Genomic DNA, 19,894 nt, shown 5'->3' on the forward strand with positions numbered 1-19,894 from the left:
CCGCAGCCCCCAGATCATGCGCCTGAATTCGCTCTAAGTCATTGATTCAGTGCGATTTCTGTAAGAGGCCGAGCTGGCTTCCGCAGTGAACCAAAGGGGGCGATTCTGGCGTCGCGGTTGTCGGAGCAAGGGTCCCATGGAAGATTTCTACCGCATTCGCCGTCTGCCGCCTTACGTCTTTGAAAAGGTCAACCAGGCCAAGGCGGCCGCGCGCAATGCCGGGGCCGACATCATCGACATGGGCATGGGGAACCCGGACCTGCCGACCCCGCCGCATGTAATCGAGAAGCTCAAGGAGACGCTGGGCAAGCCGCGGACTGACCGCTACTCGGCCTCGCGCGGCATCAACGGCCTGCGCAAGGCCCAGGCCGCCTATTATGGGCGCCGCTTCGGCGTCAAGCTGAACCCCGACACCCAGGTCGTTGCGACGCTCGGCTCGAAGGAGGGGTTTGCCAACGTTGCGCAGGCGATCACCGCGCCCGGCGACGTCGTGCTCTGCCCCAATCCGAGCTACCCGATCCATGCGTTCGGCTTCCTGATGGCGGGCGGCGTGATCCGCTCGGTGCCCTCGGAGCCGACGCCGCAGTTCTTCGAGGCGGTCGAGCGGGCGATCATCCATTCGATCCCGAAACCGATCGCGCTGATCGTCTGCTACCCGTCGAACCCTACCGCCTGTGTCGCGGATCTCGACTTCTACAAGGATCTCGTCGCGTTCGCGAAGAAGCACGATATCTTCATCCTGTCCGATCTCGCCTACGCCGAAGTCTATTTCGACGAAGACAAGCCGCCGCCGTCGGTGCTGCAGGTGCCCGGCGCGCTCGACGTCACCGTCGAATTCACCTCGATGTCGAAGACATTCTCGATGGCCGGCTGGCGCATGGGCTTTGCGGTCGGCAATGAGCGCATCATCGCCGCGCTGGCGCGGGTCAAATCCTATCTCGATTACGGCGCATTCACGCCGGTCCAGGTGGCGGCGACCGCGGCGCTGAACGGTCCCGACGACTGCATCCGTGAGATGCGCGACACCTACCGCAAGCGCCGCGATGCTCTGGTTGAGTCATTTGGCCGCGCCGGCTGGGACATTCCGCCGCCGCAGGCCTCGATGTTCGCCTGGGCGCCATTGCCCAAGGCGTTCGAGGCGGTCGGCAGCATGCAGTTCGCGACCCTGATGGTGGAGAAATCCGGCGTCGTGGTATCGCCAGGCGTTGCCTTCGGCGAGCATGGCGAAGGCTATGTCCGCATCGCGATGGTGGAGAACGAGCAGCGCATTCGGCAGGCCGCGCGTGGCGTACGCCGCTTCCTTGAAAGCGGCATCGAAACGTTGCACAACGTCGTACCTCTCGCCAACCGACGCTAATCCTTCCAGGTTGCTTAATCTCATGGTCGCACCCCTGAACGTGGGCATAGCGGGGCTCGGCACCGTCGGTGCCGATGTCGTCCGCCTCATCGAGACGCAAGGACGGGCGCTGGCCGAGCGCAGCGGCCGCGGTGTTCGCGTCGTCGCCGTCACGGCGCGCTCGAAAGCCAAGAAGCGTGGCCTCGACCTGCGCGGTATCGCCTGGGCGAAGAGCCCGCAGGAGCTCGCCGAAGACCCGAATATCGACTGCTTCGTCGAACTGATGGGCGGTGCCGGCGATCCCGCGCTCTCCGCGATCGAGACCGCCCTGAAGGCGGGCAAGTCGGTCGTCACCGCCAACAAGGCGTTGATCGCCAAGCATGGACTGCGTCTCGCCGCAGCCGCCGAGAAGCACGGCGGCGCGCTGAACTTCGAGGCGGCGGTCGGTGCGGCGATCCCGGTCATCAAGACGCTACGCGAGGGCCTTGCCGGCACCAGCGTCAACCGCGTCTATGGCATCCTCAACGGCACCTGCAATTACATCCTGACGCGGATGGAGCAGGAAGGTCTGTCGTTTGAAGAGTGCCTGAAGGACGCCCAGCGTCTCGGCTATGCCGAAGCCGATCCGTCGTTCGACGTCGATGGTCACGACACCGCACAGAAGCTCGCAATCCTGGCGAGCCTCGCCTTCGGAACCAAGGTCGCGGAAAGCGCTGTTTACGTCGAAGGCATCTCCTCGATCACGCCGGAAGATCTCAAGGCTGCATCGGAACTCGGCTACCGCGTCAAGCTGCTCGGCGTCGCGGTGCGCACGGCAAAGGGCATTGAGCAGCGCGTGCACCCGACCATGGTGCCGAAGTCATCCTCGATCGCGCAGGTGATGGGCGTCACCAATGCGGTGGCGATCGACGGCGAGGGTATTCCGCCGATCACGCTGGTGGGGCCCGGCGCCGGCGGCGGCGCGACGGCCTCGGCGGTGGTCGCCGACATCGCCGACGTTGCCCGCGGTATCCGCGCCAAGCCGTTCGGACGGCCGGTGGAGCGGTTGCGCGGCACCACCAAGGCGCCGATGGAACGCCATGAAGGTGGCTATTATATCCGCCTGATGGCGCGTGATCTTGCAGGCACTGCCGCAACAATCGCCACCCGGCTCGCGGAACAGAAGATATCTCTGGAATCCATCGTGCAACGGCATCCGGATGGCGTCGATGTGAACGGTGCGGCCAAAAAACCTTCACCGGTCCCGGTCATTCTGATTACCTATGCGACCAGCGAGGATGCCGTGCATCGCGCGCTGGCTGCAGTGCAGCGCGATAAGGTCATCAGCGGCCGGCCGCAGGTGATCCGGATCGAGAAAAACTAGCGCGTGGCCTGAACGGGTCGGGCGTGAGACGATTGATGCTGGGCAGGCAGGCCTGTCCCAGAGGCTTAAGGAGTACGCTGATGTCGACCCATATTTCCGTTCCGCCGCAGATGCTGCTCGAGCGCATCCTGACGCTCGAAATCGTGCGCGTGACGGAGCGCGCGGCGGTGTCGGCCGCGCGGCTGCGCGGCCACGGCCAGGAGAAGGCCGCCGACAAGGCCGCGGTCGATGCGATGCGGCGTGAGCTCAACAGGCTGCCGATCGAAGGCACCATCGTGATCGGCGAGGGCGAGCGCGACGAGGCGCCGATGCTGTTTATCGGCGAAAAGGTCGGCCTTAACGCCGGTCCCAAGGTCGATATCGCGGTCGACCCGCTTGAAGGCACCACGCTGTGCGCCAAGAACATGCCGGGCTCCATCGCCACCATGGCAATGGCCGATGGCGGCACGCTGCTGCACGCGCCCGACGTCTACATGCAGAAGATCGCGATCGGTCCGGGATTCGCCAAGAACGTGATCGAGCTCGACGCGCCGCCCGCCGACAACGTCCGCCGGCTCGCCAAGGCCAAGGGCGTCGACCCCACCGCCATCAACGTGCTGGTGCTCGACCGTCCGCGCCATGCCGACATCATCAACAGCGTGCGCTCGACCGGCGCTGCCGTGCAACTGATCACCGACGGCGACGTCGCCGGCGTCATTCACTGCGCCAAGCCCGATGAGACCGGCGTCGACATGTATATCGGCACCGGCGGCGCGCCCGAGGGCGTGCTGGCGGCGGTTGCGCTGCGCTGCATCGGCGGTCAGATGCAGTGCCGCCTGATCCTCGACAGCGAAGAGAAGCGCGAGCGCGCGCACAAGATGGGCGTCACCGATCCGAAGATGATCTACGGCATCGAGGACATGGCCAAGGGCGACTGCCTGTTCGCCGCCACCGGCGTCACCACCGGCTCGCTGCTGACCGGTGTGAAGTTCAAGAAGGACGTCATCGAGACCGAGACGGTCGTGATGCGCTCGGTCACCGGCACCGTGCGTTACATCAAGGCCGAGCACCGGCAACTCGAGAAGTTCCACCTCGACTAGGTAGACGATAGGTAAGATGCTCGTCGTTTCGGGATGGTGCGCCAGCACCGGGCCGCAGATGCGCAATTGCGCATCTGGGAATCTCGAGGTTCCGGGTTCGATGCTTCGCATCGCCCCGGAACGACGGGACCAACAAGAACAACAAAGGGAGCCGAACATGTCCGATCTTTCCGCGGTCAAAGCCTTGGTGTTCGACGTGTTCGGTACCGTGGTCGACTGGCGCACCAGCCTCATCAACGATTTCACCAAATGGGGCGAGACATCAGGCATCAAGGCCGACTGGACGGCGCTGGTCGATGGCTGGCGTGCGGTCTATGCGGCCTCGATGGACGAGGTGCGCAAGAACCCGCAGAACGGCTACGTCATCCTCGATGTGCTGCACCGCCGCTCGCTGGAGAAGCTGGTCGCGCAATTCGACGTCAAGGGTCTCACCGAGGCCGACCTGCAGCATTTGACGCTGGGCTGGCATCGCCTGCACGGGTGGCCCGACAGCGTCGCCGGCCTGACTCGGCTGAAGACGAAGTACATCATCTCGCCGCTCTCCAACGGCAACGTCGCACTGCTCACCAACATGGCGAAGTTCGCGGGCCTCCCTTGGGACCTCGTGATGTCGGCCGAGCTGTTCGAGCACTACAAGCCCGATTCGGAAACGTACCTGGGCGCCGCGAAGCTGCTCTGCCTGCCGCCGGAGCAGGTGATGATGGTTGCCGCCCACAACTATGATCTCAAGCACGCGCAGAAGCTTGGCCTGAAGACGGCCTTCGTGGCACGTCCGACCGAATACGGTCCGCTGCAAAAGTACGATTTCGAGGCCACCGGCGAGTGGGACATCGTGGCCAAGGATTTCGGGGAAATCGCCAGCCGGATGGGCTGCTAGAACTGGCCTACGATTCACTGAAGCGCTACGATTCCTCCTCAATCGGGAAGGGATCATGATGCTGCACGCATCCGCACTGCCCATCGAGACGCCGCCGGCGTTCCTCGGTGTGACGCGGTCGCTCACCGGAAAACTCTGGCGCGACCGGCTGGATGCGCGTGGGGCGGCGCGGGTCCTCGCGATCGTGCAGCGGCACAATCTGCCGGAAATGCTGGCGCGCGTGCTGGCCGGGCGTGGCGTCGCGATCGACGAGGTCGCCGACTTCCTCGACCCGACCATCCGCAAGCTGATGCCGGATCCCCACACGGTCACCGACATGGAGCATGCTGCCGGGCGCATCGCGGATGCTGCGGTGCGCGGCGAGAAGGTCGCGATCTTCGGCGACTATGACGTCGATGGCGCGACTTCGGCGGCGCTGCTGACCTGGCATCTGCGCCATTGCGGGCTCGACCCGCTGATCCACATTCCCGACCGCATCTTCGAAGGCTACGGTCCGAACATCGATGCCGTCCGTGCGCTGGCGGCGAAGGGCGCGACGCTGCTCGTCACCGTCGATTGCGGCACCACCAGCATCGAGCCGCTGGCGGAAGCCAAGAAGCTCGGCATGTCGGTCGTGGTGATCGATCATCACCAGACCGGCGATGTGTTGCCCGAAGTCGATGCGCTGGTGAATCCGAACCGGCCCGACGATCTCTCCGGGCTCGGCCATCTCGCAGCCGTCGGCCTCGTGATGGTGACCTTGGTCGCGGTGAACCGCGAGCTGCGTCAGCGCGGCTTCTGGACCAGCGAGATGCCGGAGCCGGACCTGCTCAGCGTGCTGCATCACGTCGCGCTCGGCACCGTCGCCGACGTCGCTCCGCTAATCGGGCTCAACCGTGCCTTTGTCGCCAAGGGCCTGATCGCGATGCGCCGCCGCGACCATGTCGGCCACACTGCGTTGATGGATGTGGCGCGGCTCAATGGCCCGCCGGAGGCCTGGCATCTCGGCTTCATGCTGGGGCCGCGCATCAATGCCGGCGGCCGCATCGGGCGCGCCGATCTCGGCGTGCGGCTCTTGCTCGAAGGCGATGTCTCGGAGGCCGCGCGGATCGCGGCCGAGCTCGATCGCCTCAACAGCGAGCGGCGCGTGATCGAGCAGGCGGCCGAGGCACAGGCCGAGGCAGAAGCGTTGGCCTCGCTCGGGCTCGAGGACAAGGGCGCGGTGATCGTCACCGCGGCTGAAGGCTGGCACCCCGGCGTGGTCGGGCTCGTCGCGGCGCGGCTGAAGGAGAAGTTCGCGCGTCCTGCCTTTGCGATTGCGCTCGAGCCGGGCGGCATCGGCACCGGATCAGGCCGCTCGATCGGCGGCGTCGATCTCGGCAAGGCGGTGCGGCAAGCGGTGCACGACGGCCTGCTGATGAAGGGCGGCGGTCACGCGATGGCAGCGGGTGTCACGCTGCGCAAGGAGAAGCTCGCCGAATTCCGCGCCTACATGGAAAGTGCGCTGGCGTCCGACGTCGCCAACTCGCGTCACGAAAACGAGCTGTTCATTGACGGCGCCGTCACCGCCCGTGCGGTGACGCCAGAATTCGCCACGACGCTCAATCGCGCAGGTCCGTTCGGCAGTGCCAATCCGGAGCCGGTGATCGCACTGCCGTCGCATCAGCTGATCTATGCCGACGAGGTCGGGCAGACGCATTTGCGGCTGCGCTTCAAGTCCGGCGACGGCTCCATCGTCAACGGTATCGCGTTCCGCTCCATCGGACAGAAGCTCGGCAACGCCTTGACGCAAAATCGTGGCCAGCAATTGCACGTCGCGGGCTCTCTCGCAGTCGACCGTTGGCAAGGCACCGAACGTGTGCAATTCCGTGTGCTCGACGTCGCGGTGCCGGATCAGGGCCCGACGGTGATCAGATAAGAAACGTTGGGAGAGGACATGTCAGGACAGGTTGAAGGCAAGGTCGCGCTGGTGACCGGCGGCGCATCAGGCATCGGCGCGGCCATCGTTGAATTGCTGGCGCAGGAAGGCGCGACTGTCGTTGCGACCGATATCGACGAGTTGAGGGGCCCGGAGCTCGCAGCGCGGCTCAAGAAGGCTGGTCGCGACGTGGTCTTTCTGCCGCAGGACGTCACCAGCGAGGAGCGCTGGATCGAGGTCGTCGCTGACATCGGCAAGCGCTACGGCCGCCTGGACATCATGGTCTCCAACGCCGGCATCGGCATCGGGGCGCCTTCGATTGTCGAGATGTCGCTCGCAGACTGGCGCCGGCAGACCGCTATCAACATCGATGGCGTATTCCTGTCGGTGAAGCACTCGCTGCCGCTGATGCGCAAGCACGGCGGCGGCTCCATCATCATGATGTCGTCGCTGGCCGGCTTGCGCGGTGCGGCGACGCTCTCCGGCTACAGCGCGACCAAGGGCGCGGTTCGGTTGTTTGCCAAGTCGATCGCGATGGAGTGTGCCCAGGTTGGCGACGGCATCCGCGTCAACTCGGTGCATCCCGGTATCATCGACACGCCGATCTGGGGCAAGATCCCAACCGGCGCGACGGGGGCCGGCCAGAACGCGCCGATCGATCCGGAGGAACGTGCAAGATTGGCCACGCCACTCGGCCGCGCCGGCCAGGCAATCGAGATCGCGCAGGGCGTGCTGTATCTCGCCTCGGATGCGTCGCGTTACGTCACCGGGACCGAGCTTGTCATCGACGGCGGCATGAACGCGGGCGGGGTGGTGCGCCAGCCCCCGAGCCGCTAGCCACCTTGCCGCAACCGCACCAGCACCTTGAGCCCGCCGTAACCATCGGCGGGCAGCAGGCCCATCCTGGTCTGGTAATCCTTGATGGCCTTCATGGTGTCGTTGCCGACGCGGCCGTCGGTGCCGCCGGTGTCGAAGCCGGCCTTGGTCAGCCGCGTCTGCATCTCCTGCACTTCTGCAAGCGTCAGCGCGCGCTCGGAGCCCGGGAAGGGCTGGATGAACGGCGGTCCGCCGAGACAGCGATCGCCGAGATGGCAGATCGCCAGCGCGTAATTCATCGAGGGATTGTAGCTCTTCACCGAATTGAAGTTCGGGCCGAGCAGGAAAGCCGGGCCACCCGCGACGGGAATCCAGAGCTGCGCCGACGCGTTCGGCTGCGGGAATGGCTGGCCGTCGGCTCTGACGACGCCGGCGCCGGCCCAGGCTGCATAGGTGCGGCTGCCGCTGGTACCGCCGCCGGGCGCGCGGACCTCGTAGCCCCAATGCTCGCCGCGGTGCCATTTGCCGCGATTGACCAGATATTTTGCGGTCGAGCCCAGCGCGTCGTCGGGGCGGCCGAACGGCGAGACCTTGCCGTCGCCATCATAGTCGAATCCGACATTGAGCCAGACTTCCGGCATCCACTGCGAATGGCCCATCGCACCGGCCCAGGAGCCGTTCATCTCCTCCGGTGTGCTCCAGCCGCGCTGCACGATCTTCATCGCGTTGATCAGCTCGGTCTCCCAATAGGCCTTGCGACGCGGCTCATTCCAGGCGAGCGCCGCAAGCGAGGGAAACACCGGCGTCATGTGGTTCTGCTGCACCAGCGGATCGCCATAGGCGGACTCGACACCCCAGAGCGCGAGCAGCGTGCCGCGCTCGACGCCGAAGTCGCGCTCGATCCGGGCGAACAGCGCGTCGTTCTTCTTCAGCGCCTCGCGGCCGTGGATGATGCGCCAGTCGGAGACGCGGCGGTTGATGTACTGCCAGATCTGCTCGTGGAATTCTGGCTGGTTGCGCATCTGCTTGAATACGCTCATGTCAGGCTCGACCCGCCCCATGCAGCGATTCCAGGTCGCCTCCGAAATGCCTTTTGCCTGCGCGCGTGCACGGAAATTGTCGCGCCACTGGTCAAAGCCCGGAGGGGCGGCCGCCAGCACCTGGAGCGGATTGGCGAGCATCAGGCCTGCCGCGAGCCCGGCCTTCAGGACGGTACGGCGGGCAGGGGATTTTGGAGAATCAGGCTGTTTCATCGGACCAGTGTAGCGGCGCCGATCGGGTGAGCCAAAAGCCACGCCGCCGCAGGGGGCATTGTTTGAGCATGGCCTTGTCGGAAAACCGGTTCCCACTTTTTCGGGTCATGCTCTAGCTATCCTGCAAATCTGTGGCGATTTTTGACAGCCATTGCCGGACAATTTGCTCTGACTTGCGATCGAGGCTGGCGGCAAGCCGGCGCTCCTGGGCCTGGGCGATATGACGGCATTTCTCCAGCAGCGAGGTTCCGTGGCTGGTCAGCGTCCATTGCAGCACCCGGCCGTGGACGGGGTGCGGCGTCTTGCGGATCGCGCCGTCGCGCTCAAGGTTGCGGATGATCACGCTCACGGTCTGCGGCGTCAGCAGCGCCACCCGGGCCAGATCGGCACCTGAGAGCCCCGGATAGGCTTTCAGCATCGTGAGCACGACGAATTGCGGGGAGGTGACGCCAAGCTGCGCCAGCGAGCGTTCCATCGACAGCCGCGAGGCCGCATGCGCCTGCCGCAGCAGGTAGGCGAGGTAGCCCTGTTCGCCGCGCTTGCCTTCGCCGGGCGGCGGAACGGGGGAGGCGGGCAGGACGTCGGCGGCCGATTCTGAACCCGTCGTTGCGATCTTGCGTGCCGACGTTTTCGTGATCGGCCGTCGCTCGGCGGCGCCGGATTTCCCCCGTTTCCGCATTCCCGCCATGTTGCCTTCGCCAATGTCCGCGTCTTGCTCAATATCAGAGCTCTGATAATGTGTCAGTACACTGATAACATGAGACCAAGCCAATGTCACATGCCCGCAAGGAATATGCCGACTTCGAGAAGCTCGCCCCTGATGTGTTCGCCGCCGTGCGGGAGCTCGGCCAGTTCGCGGCGAAGGCCGGCCTCGACAAGCAGCTGCTGGAGCTCGTCAAGATCCGCGCCTCGCAGATTAACGGCTGCGCCTTCTGCGTGCAGTATCACGTCCTGCAAGGCGAGAGCCTCGGCGTGCCCGTCGACAAGCTCAGCCTCGTCGTGGTGTGGCGCGAGGCGCCGCAGTTCTCGGCCCGCGAGCGCGCGGCGCTGGCCTGGACCGAAGCGCTCACGACCATGCCGAACGGCGTGAGCGACGAGGTCTACACGAAGGTCACCGCCGAATTCTCCGAGCAGGAGCTGACCTATCTGACCTCGGCGATCGCATCGATCAATGTCTGGAACCGGTTCGGCGCAGCCTATCGCTGGACGCCGCCGCCGCGCAGGCGACGGGCGGACACGGCGGCTTCGTAGAGTCGAGACGGATCAGACGGCAACCGACAGGGGAGACGAACCGATGACCTCGATGGCGATGACACCATCTCTTCCATTCGCGCGGCCGCCGCGGCCGGTCTCGCTGGCCGTGGTCGCGGGGCTGGCTTGCGCCTTCATGATCGGCAAGGCGTTGCCGACCCCGATGGATGCGATCTCCTCGGTGATCGCGCCGCTCTGCGCCAGCGCGAATGCGGCGTCGCCGCTCGACAAGGTCGAGGTCATCACCTCGCATGCGCTGCCCAACGTGCCGGGCAAGCGCGTGACGGTCGTGCGCGTGTTCTACGGTCCCGGCGGCTTCACGCCGCCGCACCGCCATTCGGGTTCGGTGACGGCCTACATCACCAAGGGAGAAATCCGTTCCCAGCTCGGCGGCGGGCCGGTCGAGACCTTCAAGGTCGGCCAGTCCTTCTTCGAGCCGCCGGGCTCGACCCACATGGTCTCGGCCAATGCGAGCGCCACGGAGCCGGCGGAATTGATCGCGGTGTTCGTGGCGGATGAAGGCGCGCAGCTGACTACGATGCTCGAATAGCCGCCCGCAACGGCCGTTGGAAGCCGGCTCAATAGCTCGGGTCGCGAGTGGCGCTGCGCACTGGACCAGTTTGGTGTGAAGTGCGCAGGAAACTGGACCTTGCAAGCAGAACTGCGCTCCGTGATTGATGGCGCGGCGGTAACGACCGCCGTTTCCGATCGAGCGACGGTCACCGAAGAGGAGCAACCGATGGTCAATCTCAAAGGGCTTTCTGCCTTCCCGATCACACCCTCGAATCGAGATGGGGAGGTCGATGCGGGAGCGCTTCATGCATTGCTGGAGCCTTTGATTGCCGCGAAGGTGGATTCGGTCGGGCTGCTCGGAAGTACCGGTTCATATCCGTATTTCAGCCGCGATGAGCGGCGGCGGGCCGTGCAGGCGGCGACCGCCCTGGCCGACGGTCAAACGCCGATCCTGGTCGGGATCGGCGCACTGCGAACCGACGAGGCCGTGCAACTGGCTCAGGATGCGCGTGATGCCGGCGCGACGGCAGGCCTTCTGGCGCCGGTTTCCTACACGCCTCTGACGGACGACGAGGTCTTTGAGCATTTTCAAACCGTGGTGCGTGAAAGCAGATTGCCGATTTGCATCTACGACAATCCGGGCACGACGCATTTTCGCTTCACGCCGGCTCTGATCGGCCGTTTGAGCCGTGTCGAGGGAATCGTGGCGGTGAAAAGTCCCGCGCCGGACGCTTCTGCAGTATCGGGCCATGTCGCTGAATTGCGGGCTGCCGTACCGAGCGGGTTTTCGTTGGGTTACAGTGCCGACTGGAATTGCACCGAGGCGCTGCTGGCGGGCGGCGAGACCTGGTACAGTGTTCTCGCAGGAATTTTTCCCAAGAACTGCCTCGACATCGTCCGTGCCGTGTCAACTGGAGATGCCGCCAAGGCGCGCCAGCTTGACGCGCGTCTGCAGCCGGTCTGGCAGCTGTTCAAAACATTCTCGAGCCTGCGGGTCGTTTACGCGATCGCCAATCTCAGAGGGATCTGTGCGGCCGAGCCTCCGCGTCCGATCTTGCCATTGCCCCCGGACGCTCAGAGGAAGGTTAAGGAGACGTTGGCTGCAATGGAGATCGACTGATCGCATGTCCTCTAGCGCAAGGGGCGGCCGATCTAATTGCTGCCGCCTTCCTGGGTGTCGATGCGATGCAAGACGTCGTCGGGCAGGGCGTGCGCCACGGCTGCCGCAGCTCCGGTCACCGGTCCGATCTCGCGGCCACGGCCGCGGATCAGCCGCTCATAGGCCGACACCAGCGTGGTGTAGGGATTAACCCACAGCCAGCCATCGCGCGTGAACACCTGCACGTCGAAATGCAGATGCCGCGACGTGCCGTTGGGATGGTCGAGATAGTTCGAGACCACGCCGACCTTCTCGCCTTCGTTGACCCGGCGTCCGTTGAGCAGGCCGTCGGCGTCCATCACAGACGGGTTCATATGCATGTAGCGGAAGCGGATGTGCTCGGTGCCGGTGTTGACCTGCAATGTCGCGGCCTGCTGCTGCGCCGAGCGGATCACGATGCTGTCGCGCACCGCGACGACCACCTGTTGCCTGGGGTCGCAGCCGTCCTTGCTGTCAGCCGGACACGCGCCCGGTCTGATATCCTGGCCCTGATGGCCGTAGCCGCCGCTGCATTGGCCGACCTCGAAGCTGCGCGCCTCGCAAAAATTGTCCTGCCAGGGATACTCGTCGACGGTCGCGCCCGCTTTGCGCTTGGCGAAGGATTGCGAATGCGCGAAGGCCGGCGCCTTCTCCAGCGGAAAGCGGATTTGCGAATACACGTTGAAGTCGGCGTGGCCGCCTTGCTTGCGCCCGCCGCTGCCCGCGACGATATCGCCGCTCGGGCGATAGGTGAAGTCGGCCGACTGCGTGATCGGCCGCTCGGCGATGCCGGAGGCGATGTCGCCGCGCGGCCGCGACGGCTGGCCACCGACGATGCGCAATGCCTTCAGGAAGCGTTCGGCGACAGGATAGGCCTCGCGGCACGCCAGCCGCTTCGGCCGCGGCGCGCTGTCGAGGCACTGGATCGAGACGACATAGGGAATCCCGAAGCGGGTGAAGGCGTAGCGGACATAGCCTTCGCGGATGAAGCGGCGGATGTCCGGAAACTGCGCGGCCAGCGTCTTGACCGGCTCACCCTTGCCGCCGAGCCGGTCGGCGAGGTCGTAGACCAGGATCGAGCCCGAGATCTGCACCTCGACCGGTTTCGCAAACGTCCGTTGCGGCATGCCGTCGCCCGCGTCGGGCTCGAGCGAGAACACCGCGTCATAACCGGACGCACCGGCACCGAAGAAATCGACAGCGCGAAAATCGGCCTGATAGCGCGCGACCGGCAGGCTGTCCGGTGCGCCGTTCCGTCGTGCGTCGAGATAACTTGCGGGGTCGAAAGGCAGCAGTACCGGGATCGGGCTGTGCGCGATGCCTGGAAACAGCGGCGCTGTCACCGCGTTCAGTTGCACCAGCGCGGGCGTCGCGCGCGGATCGTAGGCTGAAACGCGGCGTTGTCCGGCGAAAGCAAAGTTGGCGGCGATCGCCGGGCGGGTGGTGATCTCTTGCCGCAGCTGGTCGAGCACGGCACGCCATTCGATCCGCATGGCCGAGATCGAAGGCGTTCGGAATTCGTCTGCATGAGCGCCGGGAGGAGGCGAGAGCAGGGCTGCCAGCCAGCAACTGATGAAGCTGACCACCTTCCTGTTCACTGCACCCCCCGGCTCATGTCTCCAGAGAGACTAGCGCTTAATCCTTGGCGCGTTCAACGTAGGAACCGTCCTCGGTCATGACGACGATGCGCGTGCCGGTGGAAACGTGCGGCGGCACGCCGGTGCGGATGCCGTTGGACAGCATGGCCGGCTTGTAGGACGAGGAGGCGGTCTGGCCCTTAGTCACTGGCTCGGTCTCGACCACTTCCAGCGTCACGCGCTGCGGCAACTGGATCGCGACCGGGTTGCCCTCGTGCATCGAGAGCTTCACGGTCATGTTCTCCTGAAGATACGGCGCAGACGAGCCGACGATCTCCTTGGAGACCTGGACCTGGTCGTAGTTGTCATTGTTCATGAAGTGGAAGCCGTCGGCGTCCTCATAGAGGTAGTTGTAGTTGTGGTCCTCGACGGTGGCCTTCTCGACTTGGTCGGTGGTCTTGTAGCGCTCCGAGACCTTCACGCCGTCGCCAATGCGGCGCATTTCGATCTGGCTGACCGGGGTGCCCTTGCCGGGGTGAATGTTTTCGGCGGACAAGACCACATAGAGCTTGCCGTCCTGCTCGATGATGTTGCCCTTGCGGATGGAACTGGCGATGACTTTCAAAGGTGTTTTCCTGAATTTGGGAGCCAGGGGCGCAAACCGGATGGCAGCCCCTCGGCCATGGCGGCGATTTCGGGCTGCAACATACTGATTTGTTTTTGAGATGCCAGTCCTTTGCGGCTGGTTTGGTAGGTTACGCGCCTTCGATCTGAGCCCAATCCGGGCCTGCTTCGTCGACCGATCGGGATTTGGGCCGTCCTGGCGACGGGGTCGGCCGCATGGACAAGGCCGGCGTCTTTCGACATGAAGGGACAATCGTCACCGCATTTCTGCAGGGTAAACCTCGTGCCGGTCGTTAATTCACCCAATATCAATGGTTTACGCTCGCCTCCTAATCAAGCGGTTGGAGGTGTTGGGGTTGATTCGATGCGGCTGGAGACAAGTTCACGATGATCGAGCCGGATGCGCCTTCTCCCTGGTGGACACCGTCGCGCTACGCGGACCGCAGGTCGTTCCTGCAGGCGCGGAGCGCGATCACGCGGGCGCTTCGGGCCTGGTTCGAGGAGCAGGGATTTGCCGAGGTCGAGACCGCCATCCTGCAGATCTCGCCGGGCAACGAGACCCATCTGCACGCCCCCCGTACCGAGCTCAGGCATGCCGATGGCTCATGTGCGACGCGCTATCTGCGCACCTCTCCGGAGTTCGCCTGTAAGAAGCTGCTAGCAGCCGGCGAGCCGAAGATTTACGAGTTCGCGCGGGTATTCCGCGATCGCGAGCGTGGCGACCTGCATTTGCCCGAATTCACCATGCTGGAATGGTACCGCGCCAATGCCGGCTATGACGCCATCATGGCGGATACGATCGTCGCGATCGCCCATGCGGCGCAGGCAACCGGGATCGGGCGCTTCTCCTTCCGCGGCAGGATGACCGATCCCTTTGCCGAGCCGGAGCTATTGACGGTCGCCGCAGGTTTCGAGCGCTTCGCCGGCATCGACCTGCTGGCGACGATCTCGGGCGGCGAGGGCGATCGCGCCGCGCTGGCGTCGGCCGCGCGAGCGCGGGTGCGGATCGCCGATGACGACACCTGGTCGGACATTTTCAGCAAGGTGCTGGTCGAGCATGTCGAGCCCAATCTGGGACAGGGCCGCCTGACGGTGCTGTTCGAATACCCCTCGCCCGAGGCCGCGCTGGCGCGCACCAAGGCGGGCGAGCCTGATGTCGCCGAGCGTTTCGAGATCTATGCCTGCGGGGTCGAGCTTGCCAACGGCTTTGGCGAGTTGACCGATGCGGCCGAGCAGCGCCATCGTTTCACCGCAGCGATGGACGAGAAGGCCCGCCGTTACGGCGAGCGCTATCCGCTCGACGACGATTTCCTTGCCGCGGTCGGCCAGATGCCGGAGGCGAGCGGTGTCGCGCTCGGCTTCGACCGGCTGGTGATGCTGGCGAGCGGCGCGCCGCGAATTGATCAGGTGGTCTGGACACCGCCTGCAGGAGAGACATGAACAGGATCGATCCCAAATTGGCGGCGACGCTGCGACAGCCGCGCGAACTGGTCGATGCCGGCCTCGCGCCGGTCGCGGCACTTGCCGGGCTCGAACAGGTGGCGGTGCGCTACGCGGTCGCGGTGACGCCGGAGCTTGCTGCGCTGATCGATCCGGCCGATCCCGCCGACCCGATCGCGCGGCAGTTCATCCCGAGCGCTGACGAACTCGTGGAGCAGTCGGGCGAGAACGCCGATCCGATCGGCGACGATGCGCATTCGCCCGTCGCCGGGATCGTGCATCGCTATCCGGATCGGGTCCTGTTCAAGCTCGTCCACGTCTGCGCGGTCTATTGCCGGTTTTGTTTCCGGCGCGAAATGGTCGGGCCGGGAAAGGCCTCCGCCTTGTCCGACGATGCCTACCGCGCGGCGCTGGATTACATCCGTACCCATCAAGAGATCTGGGAAGTCATCCTGACCGGCGGCGATCCCTTGATGCTGTCGTCGCGCAGGTTGACCGAGATCATGGCCGATCTCGCTGATATCGATCATGTGAAGATCATCCGCATCCACACCCGTGTCCCCATCGCCGATCCGGAACGGATCAATCCCGAGATGATCGCGGCGCTGCGGGTCGAGGGGGCGACGACCTGGGTTGCAATCCACGCCAACCATCCGCGCGAACTGGGCGTCAATGCCCGCGCGGCATGTGCGCGCCTCGGCGATGCCGGTATCCCGCTGGTCAGCCAGTCGGTCCTGCTGCGCGGTGTCAATGATGATGCTGCGACGCTCGAGGCGCTTATGCGCGCCTTCGTCGAGTGCCGGATCAAGCCTTATTATCTGCACCACGGCGACCTTGCACCCGGCACCGCGCATTTGCGCACCACGATCGAAGCAGGGCAGGAATTAATGCGGGCCTTGCGCGGGCGCGTCTCCGGACTGTGTCAGCCGGACTACGTCCTCGACATCCCCGGCGGCCACGGCAAGGCGCCGATCGGCCCGACCTATTTGTCGCAGTCAGCTTCGCGCGAACGTGAAGATCCTCTGGAACGACGGTACCGTATCGTCGATTATTGCGGTGACGTTCATCTTTACCCGCCGCAACCGTGAGCCGGCGATAAGCGGGGCGGGGACGGACGGCAGGGCCCGCCCGAGGATGAGGGCAACCGAGGCATCGAAAATGCTGTGATGTTCGGCTTCTTTGTGGTGCTCGCCGCCGCGGGAATCTGGCTCCTTGGTACGATGGCCGATATACGGAGGGTGCAGGATTGCGCGGCGCAGGTGCGGCGCAATTGTGCTACTGTCGAGGTGCCGGAACGGGCGCGCTAGGGTTGACAAGCGGAGACGCGAGATGCGGAAGACAATTTTGTTGATGGCTCTGATGATGGGTGTGGTGGGAGCGGCCCAGGTTGGAACGTCCAAGGCTTGGGCGCAGCAACAGGGCGGATCGTCCTCCATGCAGAAAAGCGCGCCGCTTCCGGAGGCGCCGGTCGGACATCGTCAGCCGCGCCGCGGCGAAGTTCCGAACGAGAAGAACATCACCGATCCGAACAGCACGGCCAACAAGGAAGACGCTGCGCTCGACAAGAAGATCAAGAGCATCTGCCGCGGCTGCTAAGCCGCGGCGAAACGCCGGCGGAGCGCGATATCCGCCCCGCCGGCAACGCTCAATCCGTTCGGCAGCGTCAGGCCGAACACTCCTGCAGACCGTCACGGCGCACGCCGCGCCTTGCGTCGACGGCATCGGCCAACTGCTTCAATACGCCAGCCGTCGTCTCGAGGTCGATGCAGCCGTCCGTGATGCTCTGGCCGTAGGTCAGCGCCTTGCCCGGGACGACGTCCTGGCGTCCCGCGACAAGATTGCTCTCGATCATCACGCCGACGATGCGCTGATCGCCGCTTGCGACCTGCTGTGCGATGTCAGCGGCAACCAGCGGCTGGTTCTCCGGCTTCTTGCTGCTGTTGGCATGGCTGGTGTCGATCATCAGCCGCGCTGCGACGCCGGCACGGCCGAGCTCGGCGGCGGCGGTATCGACGCTTGCGGCATCATAGTTCGGCACCCGGCCGCCGCGCAGGATGACGTGGCAATCCTCGTTGCCGCTGGTCGCGGCGATAGCCGAACGGCCGCCCTTGGTGACTGCCATGAAGTGATGCGGGTGCGAGGCGGACTTCACCGCGTCGGCCGCGATCCGCACGCCACCGTCGGTGCTGTTCTTGAAGCCGACCGGGCAGGACAGTCCGGAGGCCAACTCGCGATGGATCTGACTCTCGGTGGTGCGCGCGCCTATCGCGGCCCAGGAGACCAGATCGGCGATGAATTGCGGTGTCGTCATGTCGAGGAATTCGGTGCCGGCCGGCAGGCCGAGATTGTTCACGGCCGACAGCACGTTGCGGGCAAGCCGCAGGCCCTTGTTGATGTCGAAGCTGCCGTCGAGATCGGGATCGTTGATCAGCCCCTTCCAGCCGACGGTGGTGCGCGGCTTTTCGAAATAGACCCGCATCACGATCTCGAGGCGGTCGGTGAGCTGTTCGCGCAGGCTGGCGAGGCGCTCGGCGTAATCGACGGCCGCCGCGGGATCGTGGATGGAGCAGGGGCCGACGACGACCAGCAAGCGGTCATCGGTGCCGTTGAGGATCGCGTGGATGGCGTTGCGGGCGCCCATCACCACCCGTGTCGCCGTCAGGGTGCGCGGGACCTCCCGCATCACCTCTTCGGGCGTACTGAGCTCTTTCAATTCCTTGATGCGAAGATCGTCTGTCGTACTCAACACGGCTGGCTCCTTTGGATTTCGGGACCTGCCGGCACACAAAAAAGCCGCCAGGTCTGGCGGCTTGTTTTGGATGTTTGCTGCAATTCTTCAGATTGAGCGCGATCCTCCTGCCGCCAGCGAGCTGTCGTAGCTAAAGTACCAAAAATAGCTGGTGGCGACGGTGATCATGGGCGGCTCTATAGCGCAGGGATTTGCGCCTGTCACCCCCCAATCCGACCCGGCGAGCCGGTTCGCCGTCAGGTGTTGCGCGCCGCCAGCGCCACGCCGATCAGGGTCGCGCCGCCGAACATCAGATTGAGGCCGACAAGGAGGCCGATCGCCCATCCTGCCGACTCCGGCAAGCCCGCGATGATGAAGAAGGCGATCACGATGTCCATCAGGCCGGCGACCAGGAGCCAGGACCAGCGTCCCGACAATTCGCGGCGGTGCTCCAGCGCGTACATGATGGTGGCGACGCCCTCGGCGACGAAATAGGCGCCGATCACAATGGTCAGGGTCAACACGCCCTGCATCGGGCGGGCGAGCAGCACCATACCGGCCAGCACGGCGAGCGCGGCCGAAATCAGTGACCACCAGAAGCCCGGCATGTTGCGCGCCCAGAACGTCACGATCAGCCCGCCGATGCCTGAGATCAGGAACATCCAGCCGAGGAAGATGGTGACGGCGAGGCTCGCAAATGCCGGCACGATCATCGCGGCGATGCCGAGGACCACGAGCAGGATGCCTTCGAACAGGAACGCCTTCCAGTGCGCCTTGACGGCGGCCTGCATCTCCGATCGCAGCTTGTCGAGGTCGTTGGACAGGGTCATCGCGGCTCTCCTGATTGTGCGAGCGTACGGCATTATGGCGCAAACGCCTCCGGATGCCTCGCGTAATCTAGATGGGTTGCACCTATTCAGAATCTCGCGCCCCTAGGGTACGGTGCCTTTGGGGGGCAATTTTCATGCGGCAGAAGTGGACTGCGGTTTTGGGGGCGGCCGTGTCGATCGGCCTGTTCCTGCTCACTATCGCCAAGCGGTTGGCAGACGCGATATCGATCATTCATCTCCCGCACGACGCTGGGGAGTTTTTGACCGCTATGTCAAAAACCCCCGCACTGATTGCTTATGGCGCCCTGACTGTTGGCATAATTTGTCTCGCCTATTTGGTTGTCACATCCATTTGGATGCCCGGCCCGCAAAAGCTAGCGAGAGGTCAGCCGCGAGATGCAGACGGTAAAGCACAAGCAGAGGGGGGCGGATCGATACTTCCCCCGACGAAGCATCACTCGGGAAACTCGATCGGGATTCGGGGGATATCGCAGTCCTTTTTCATCGGAGGAGGCGGCGCGTTCACTGCCCCATATGTCCACATCTTGATATTTATTCATGCGAACGCCCCCGCGATAATTAAGGATATGTACGTCAGGGTTACGTCTGGAACAGCACAAGACTTCCGGCTATGGATGACGCGAGACTTTGCGAATTCAGAAAAAGCCCATCCCGTTCGCACGACTGCCGTGCGAATTCCTGACACGGGGCGAGAAGTGTTTAGTGATTTCCACATTTCCGAACCTCACGCGAAAACTTCATACCGACTCGCGCCAGGCCATCATGAACTTTCGGTCTTTGCCAATGATGAGAATGGCGTAGAACTTACGATAAAGGACGACATCAATTTCGAACTGACAGAGCAGGACGTTGCCGCGCTGATCAACGGCGGCGGTTGGTATTTCGATTGGAATTCCAATGCGCGCGCTTACCAGAAAAGGCCTGGGTAGCTTCCGCCCATTCAAATATCATCAACGACCACACACTTTAATTCCATGGCTGCTATACGCGCGAGAAAGAACACTGCGGAAAACGTTCCGCGCTTGAGCTTCATGGTGATTCCAGCCTCGATCTCATCCTTGAAGCCGTGTTTCTTCAGCCGCTAGGCTAGCTCGGCGTAAGTGACTTCCGCCCTCCTTAAGTCTTAGGCTTGTGGCGTTTGCGCGATAATA

At 64.3% G+C, this 19,894-nt stretch carries 20 protein-coding genes; 13 read left to right on the top strand and 7 right to left on the bottom strand.

The features are described from left to right. Nucleotides 1-136: 136 nt before the first annotated feature. From ABIB78_RS06545 to ABIB78_RS06570, 6 genes are all read left to right on the top strand, one after another. A complete protein-coding gene (locus ABIB78_RS06545; protein ID WP_429022772.1) occupies nt 137-1,357 on the top strand; it encodes an LL-diaminopimelate aminotransferase in 1,221 nt (406 codons plus the stop codon). 22 nt (nt 1,358-1,379) lie between these two features. Next, the gene (locus ABIB78_RS06550) at nt 1,380-2,699 is read left to right on the top strand and encodes a homoserine dehydrogenase (RefSeq protein WP_429022773.1); all 1,320 of its coding nucleotides are present in this window, start codon (nt 1,380-1,382) and stop codon (nt 2,697-2,699) included. A gap of 80 nt (nt 2,700-2,779) precedes the next feature. Then, complete coding sequence (glpX, locus tag ABIB78_RS06555; protein ID WP_429022776.1) at nt 2,780-3,778, top strand: class II fructose-bisphosphatase; 999 nt, start codon at nt 2,780-2,782, stop codon at nt 3,776-3,778. 157 nt (nt 3,779-3,935) lie between these two features. After that, nucleotides 3,936-4,655 carry a haloacid dehalogenase type II gene (locus tag ABIB78_RS06560; RefSeq protein WP_429022778.1) on the top strand — a complete coding sequence of 240 codons (720 nt, stop codon included), beginning with the start codon at nt 3,936-3,938 and terminating at the stop codon, nt 4,653-4,655. A 55-nt stretch (nt 4,656-4,710) separates the two neighbouring features. Next, nucleotides 4,711-6,552, top strand: a complete 1,842-nt coding sequence (gene recJ, locus ABIB78_RS06565) for a single-stranded-DNA-specific exonuclease RecJ (protein WP_429022780.1) — start codon at nt 4,711-4,713, stop codon at nt 6,550-6,552. An 18-nt stretch (nt 6,553-6,570) separates the two neighbouring features. Next, nucleotides 6,571-7,389, top strand: a complete 819-nt coding sequence (locus ABIB78_RS06570; protein ID WP_429022782.1) for an SDR family NAD(P)-dependent oxidoreductase — start codon at nt 6,571-6,573, stop codon at nt 7,387-7,389. Here the strand turns inward: ABIB78_RS06570 and ABIB78_RS06575 are convergent. Next, nucleotides 7,386-8,621, bottom strand: coding sequence for a lytic murein transglycosylase (locus tag ABIB78_RS06575; RefSeq protein WP_429022784.1), 1,236 nt, complete (start codon nt 8,619-8,621; stop codon nt 7,386-7,388). The two genes, ABIB78_RS06570 and ABIB78_RS06575, sit on opposite strands and share 4 nt — an antisense overlap. A gap of 112 nt (nt 8,622-8,733) precedes the next feature. Beyond that, nucleotides 8,734-9,309 (bottom strand): MarR family winged helix-turn-helix transcriptional regulator, encoded by a 576-nt coding sequence (locus ABIB78_RS06580; protein ID WP_429022785.1) that lies wholly within the window; start codon nt 9,307-9,309, stop codon nt 8,734-8,736. Nucleotides 9,310-9,392: 83 nt separating this feature from the next. On the opposite strand from ABIB78_RS06580, the gene ABIB78_RS06585 reads away from it, so the two are divergent. The 3 genes from ABIB78_RS06585 to ABIB78_RS06595 all read left to right on the top strand — a co-directional run bounded on the left by ABIB78_RS06585 (nt 9,393) and on the right by ABIB78_RS06595 (nt 11,505). Continuing rightward, the gene (locus ABIB78_RS06585; protein WP_429022787.1) at nt 9,393-9,872 is read left to right on the top strand and encodes a carboxymuconolactone decarboxylase family protein; all 480 of its coding nucleotides are present in this window, start codon (nt 9,393-9,395) and stop codon (nt 9,870-9,872) included. Nucleotides 9,873-9,915: 43 nt separating this feature from the next. Beyond that, entirely contained in the window at nt 9,916-10,422 is a 507-nt protein-coding gene (locus ABIB78_RS06590; RefSeq protein WP_429022788.1) for a cupin domain-containing protein, read from the top strand. Nucleotides 10,423-10,611: 189 nt separating this feature from the next. Next, nucleotides 10,612-11,505, top strand: coding sequence for a dihydrodipicolinate synthase family protein (locus ABIB78_RS06595; RefSeq protein ID WP_429023011.1), 894 nt, complete (start codon nt 10,612-10,614; stop codon nt 11,503-11,505). Between the two features lie 32 nt (nt 11,506-11,537). On the opposite strand, the gene ABIB78_RS06600 is transcribed toward ABIB78_RS06595, so the two are convergent. Together ABIB78_RS06600 and efp are read right to left on the bottom strand one after the other, a co-directional pair. Beyond that, nucleotides 11,538-13,016, bottom strand: coding sequence for a M23 family peptidase (locus tag ABIB78_RS06600; protein ID WP_429022790.1), 1,479 nt, complete (start codon nt 13,014-13,016; stop codon nt 11,538-11,540). A gap of 142 nt (nt 13,017-13,158) precedes the next feature. Then, entirely contained in the window at nt 13,159-13,725 is a 567-nt protein-coding gene (efp, locus tag ABIB78_RS06605) for an elongation factor P (protein ID WP_173643398.1), read from the bottom strand. A 386-nt stretch (nt 13,726-14,111) separates the two neighbouring features. Between efp and epmA the strand changes: the two genes are divergently transcribed. From epmA to ABIB78_RS06620, 3 genes are all read left to right on the top strand, one after another. After that, nucleotides 14,112-15,164, top strand: a complete 1,053-nt coding sequence (epmA, locus tag ABIB78_RS06610) for an EF-P lysine aminoacylase EpmA (protein WP_429022792.1) — start codon at nt 14,112-14,114, stop codon at nt 15,162-15,164. Beyond that, a complete protein-coding gene (locus ABIB78_RS06615; RefSeq protein WP_429022794.1) occupies nt 15,161-16,252 on the top strand; it encodes a lysine-2,3-aminomutase-like protein in 1,092 nt (363 codons plus the stop codon). Before epmA ends, ABIB78_RS06615 begins: the two co-directional genes overlap by 4 nt. A gap of 241 nt (nt 16,253-16,493) precedes the next feature. Then, complete coding sequence (locus ABIB78_RS06620; protein WP_429022795.1) at nt 16,494-16,760, top strand: hypothetical protein; 267 nt, start codon at nt 16,494-16,496, stop codon at nt 16,758-16,760. A gap of 67 nt (nt 16,761-16,827) precedes the next feature. Here the strand turns inward: ABIB78_RS06620 and ABIB78_RS06625 are convergent, their stop codons facing one another. Together ABIB78_RS06625 and ABIB78_RS06630 are read right to left on the bottom strand one after the other, a co-directional pair. Continuing rightward, nucleotides 16,828-17,913, bottom strand: coding sequence for a 3-deoxy-7-phosphoheptulonate synthase (locus ABIB78_RS06625; protein WP_429022797.1), 1,086 nt, complete (start codon nt 17,911-17,913; stop codon nt 16,828-16,830). Nucleotides 17,914-18,149: 236 nt separating this feature from the next. Then, complete coding sequence (locus tag ABIB78_RS06630) at nt 18,150-18,722, bottom strand: HdeD family acid-resistance protein (RefSeq protein ID WP_429022799.1); 573 nt, start codon at nt 18,720-18,722, stop codon at nt 18,150-18,152. A 134-nt stretch (nt 18,723-18,856) separates the two neighbouring features. Here ABIB78_RS06630 and ABIB78_RS06635 point away from each other — a divergent pair, with 134 nt between their 5' ends. Next, nucleotides 18,857-19,672, top strand: coding sequence for a hypothetical protein (locus tag ABIB78_RS06635; RefSeq protein ID WP_429022801.1), 816 nt, complete (start codon nt 18,857-18,859; stop codon nt 19,670-19,672). An 11-nt stretch (nt 19,673-19,683) separates the two neighbouring features. Here the strand turns inward: ABIB78_RS06635 and ABIB78_RS06640 are convergent, their stop codons facing one another. After that, nucleotides 19,684-19,821, bottom strand: a complete 138-nt coding sequence (locus ABIB78_RS06640; RefSeq protein WP_429023014.1) for a DUF6471 domain-containing protein — start codon at nt 19,819-19,821, stop codon at nt 19,684-19,686. Nucleotides 19,822-19,894 lie beyond the last annotated feature (73 nt).

The organism is Bradyrhizobium sp. I1.14.4 (assembly GCF_050435825.1).
Taxonomy (GTDB): Bacteria; Pseudomonadota; Alphaproteobacteria; order Rhizobiales; family Xanthobacteraceae; genus Bradyrhizobium.

Bases quoted from the DNA above. Each gene is read 5' to 3' on its own strand.
- ABIB78_RS06545 (WP_429022772.1), top strand. From the start codon at position 137: ATGGAAGATTTCTACCGCATTCGCCGTCTGCCGCCTTACGTCTTTGAA.
- ABIB78_RS06550 (WP_429022773.1), top strand. From the start codon at position 1,380: ATGGTCGCACCCCTGAACGTGGGCATAGCGGGGCTCGGCACCGTCGGT.
- glpX (WP_429022776.1), top strand. From the start codon at position 2,780: ATGTCGACCCATATTTCCGTTCCGCCGCAGATGCTGCTCGAGCGCATC.
- ABIB78_RS06560 (WP_429022778.1), top strand. From the start codon at position 3,936: ATGTCCGATCTTTCCGCGGTCAAAGCCTTGGTGTTCGACGTGTTCGGT.
- recJ (WP_429022780.1), top strand. From the start codon at position 4,711: ATGATGCTGCACGCATCCGCACTGCCCATCGAGACGCCGCCGGCGTTC.
- ABIB78_RS06570 (WP_429022782.1), top strand. From the start codon at position 6,571: ATGTCAGGACAGGTTGAAGGCAAGGTCGCGCTGGTGACCGGCGGCGCA.
- ABIB78_RS06575 (WP_429022784.1), bottom strand. From the start codon at position 8,621: ATGAAACAGCCTGATTCTCCAAAATCCCCTGCCCGCCGTACCGTCCTG.
- ABIB78_RS06580 (WP_429022785.1), bottom strand. From the start codon at position 9,309: ATGGCGGGAATGCGGAAACGGGGGAAATCCGGCGCCGCCGAGCGACGG.
- ABIB78_RS06585 (WP_429022787.1), top strand. From the start codon at position 9,393: ATGTCACATGCCCGCAAGGAATATGCCGACTTCGAGAAGCTCGCCCCT.
- ABIB78_RS06590 (WP_429022788.1), top strand. From the start codon at position 9,916: ATGACCTCGATGGCGATGACACCATCTCTTCCATTCGCGCGGCCGCCG.
- ABIB78_RS06595 (WP_429023011.1), top strand. From the start codon at position 10,612: ATGGTCAATCTCAAAGGGCTTTCTGCCTTCCCGATCACACCCTCGAAT.
- ABIB78_RS06600 (WP_429022790.1), bottom strand. From the start codon at position 13,016: ATGCGGATCGAATGGCGTGCCGTGCTCGACCAGCTGCGGCAAGAGATC.
- epmA (WP_429022792.1), top strand. From the start codon at position 14,112: ATGATCGAGCCGGATGCGCCTTCTCCCTGGTGGACACCGTCGCGCTAC.
- ABIB78_RS06615 (WP_429022794.1), top strand. From the start codon at position 15,161: ATGAACAGGATCGATCCCAAATTGGCGGCGACGCTGCGACAGCCGCGC.
- ABIB78_RS06620 (WP_429022795.1), top strand. From the start codon at position 16,494: ATGCGGAAGACAATTTTGTTGATGGCTCTGATGATGGGTGTGGTGGGA.
- ABIB78_RS06630 (WP_429022799.1), bottom strand. From the start codon at position 18,722: ATGACCCTGTCCAACGACCTCGACAAGCTGCGATCGGAGATGCAGGCC.
- ABIB78_RS06635 (WP_429022801.1), top strand. From the start codon at position 18,857: ATGCGGCAGAAGTGGACTGCGGTTTTGGGGGCGGCCGTGTCGATCGGC.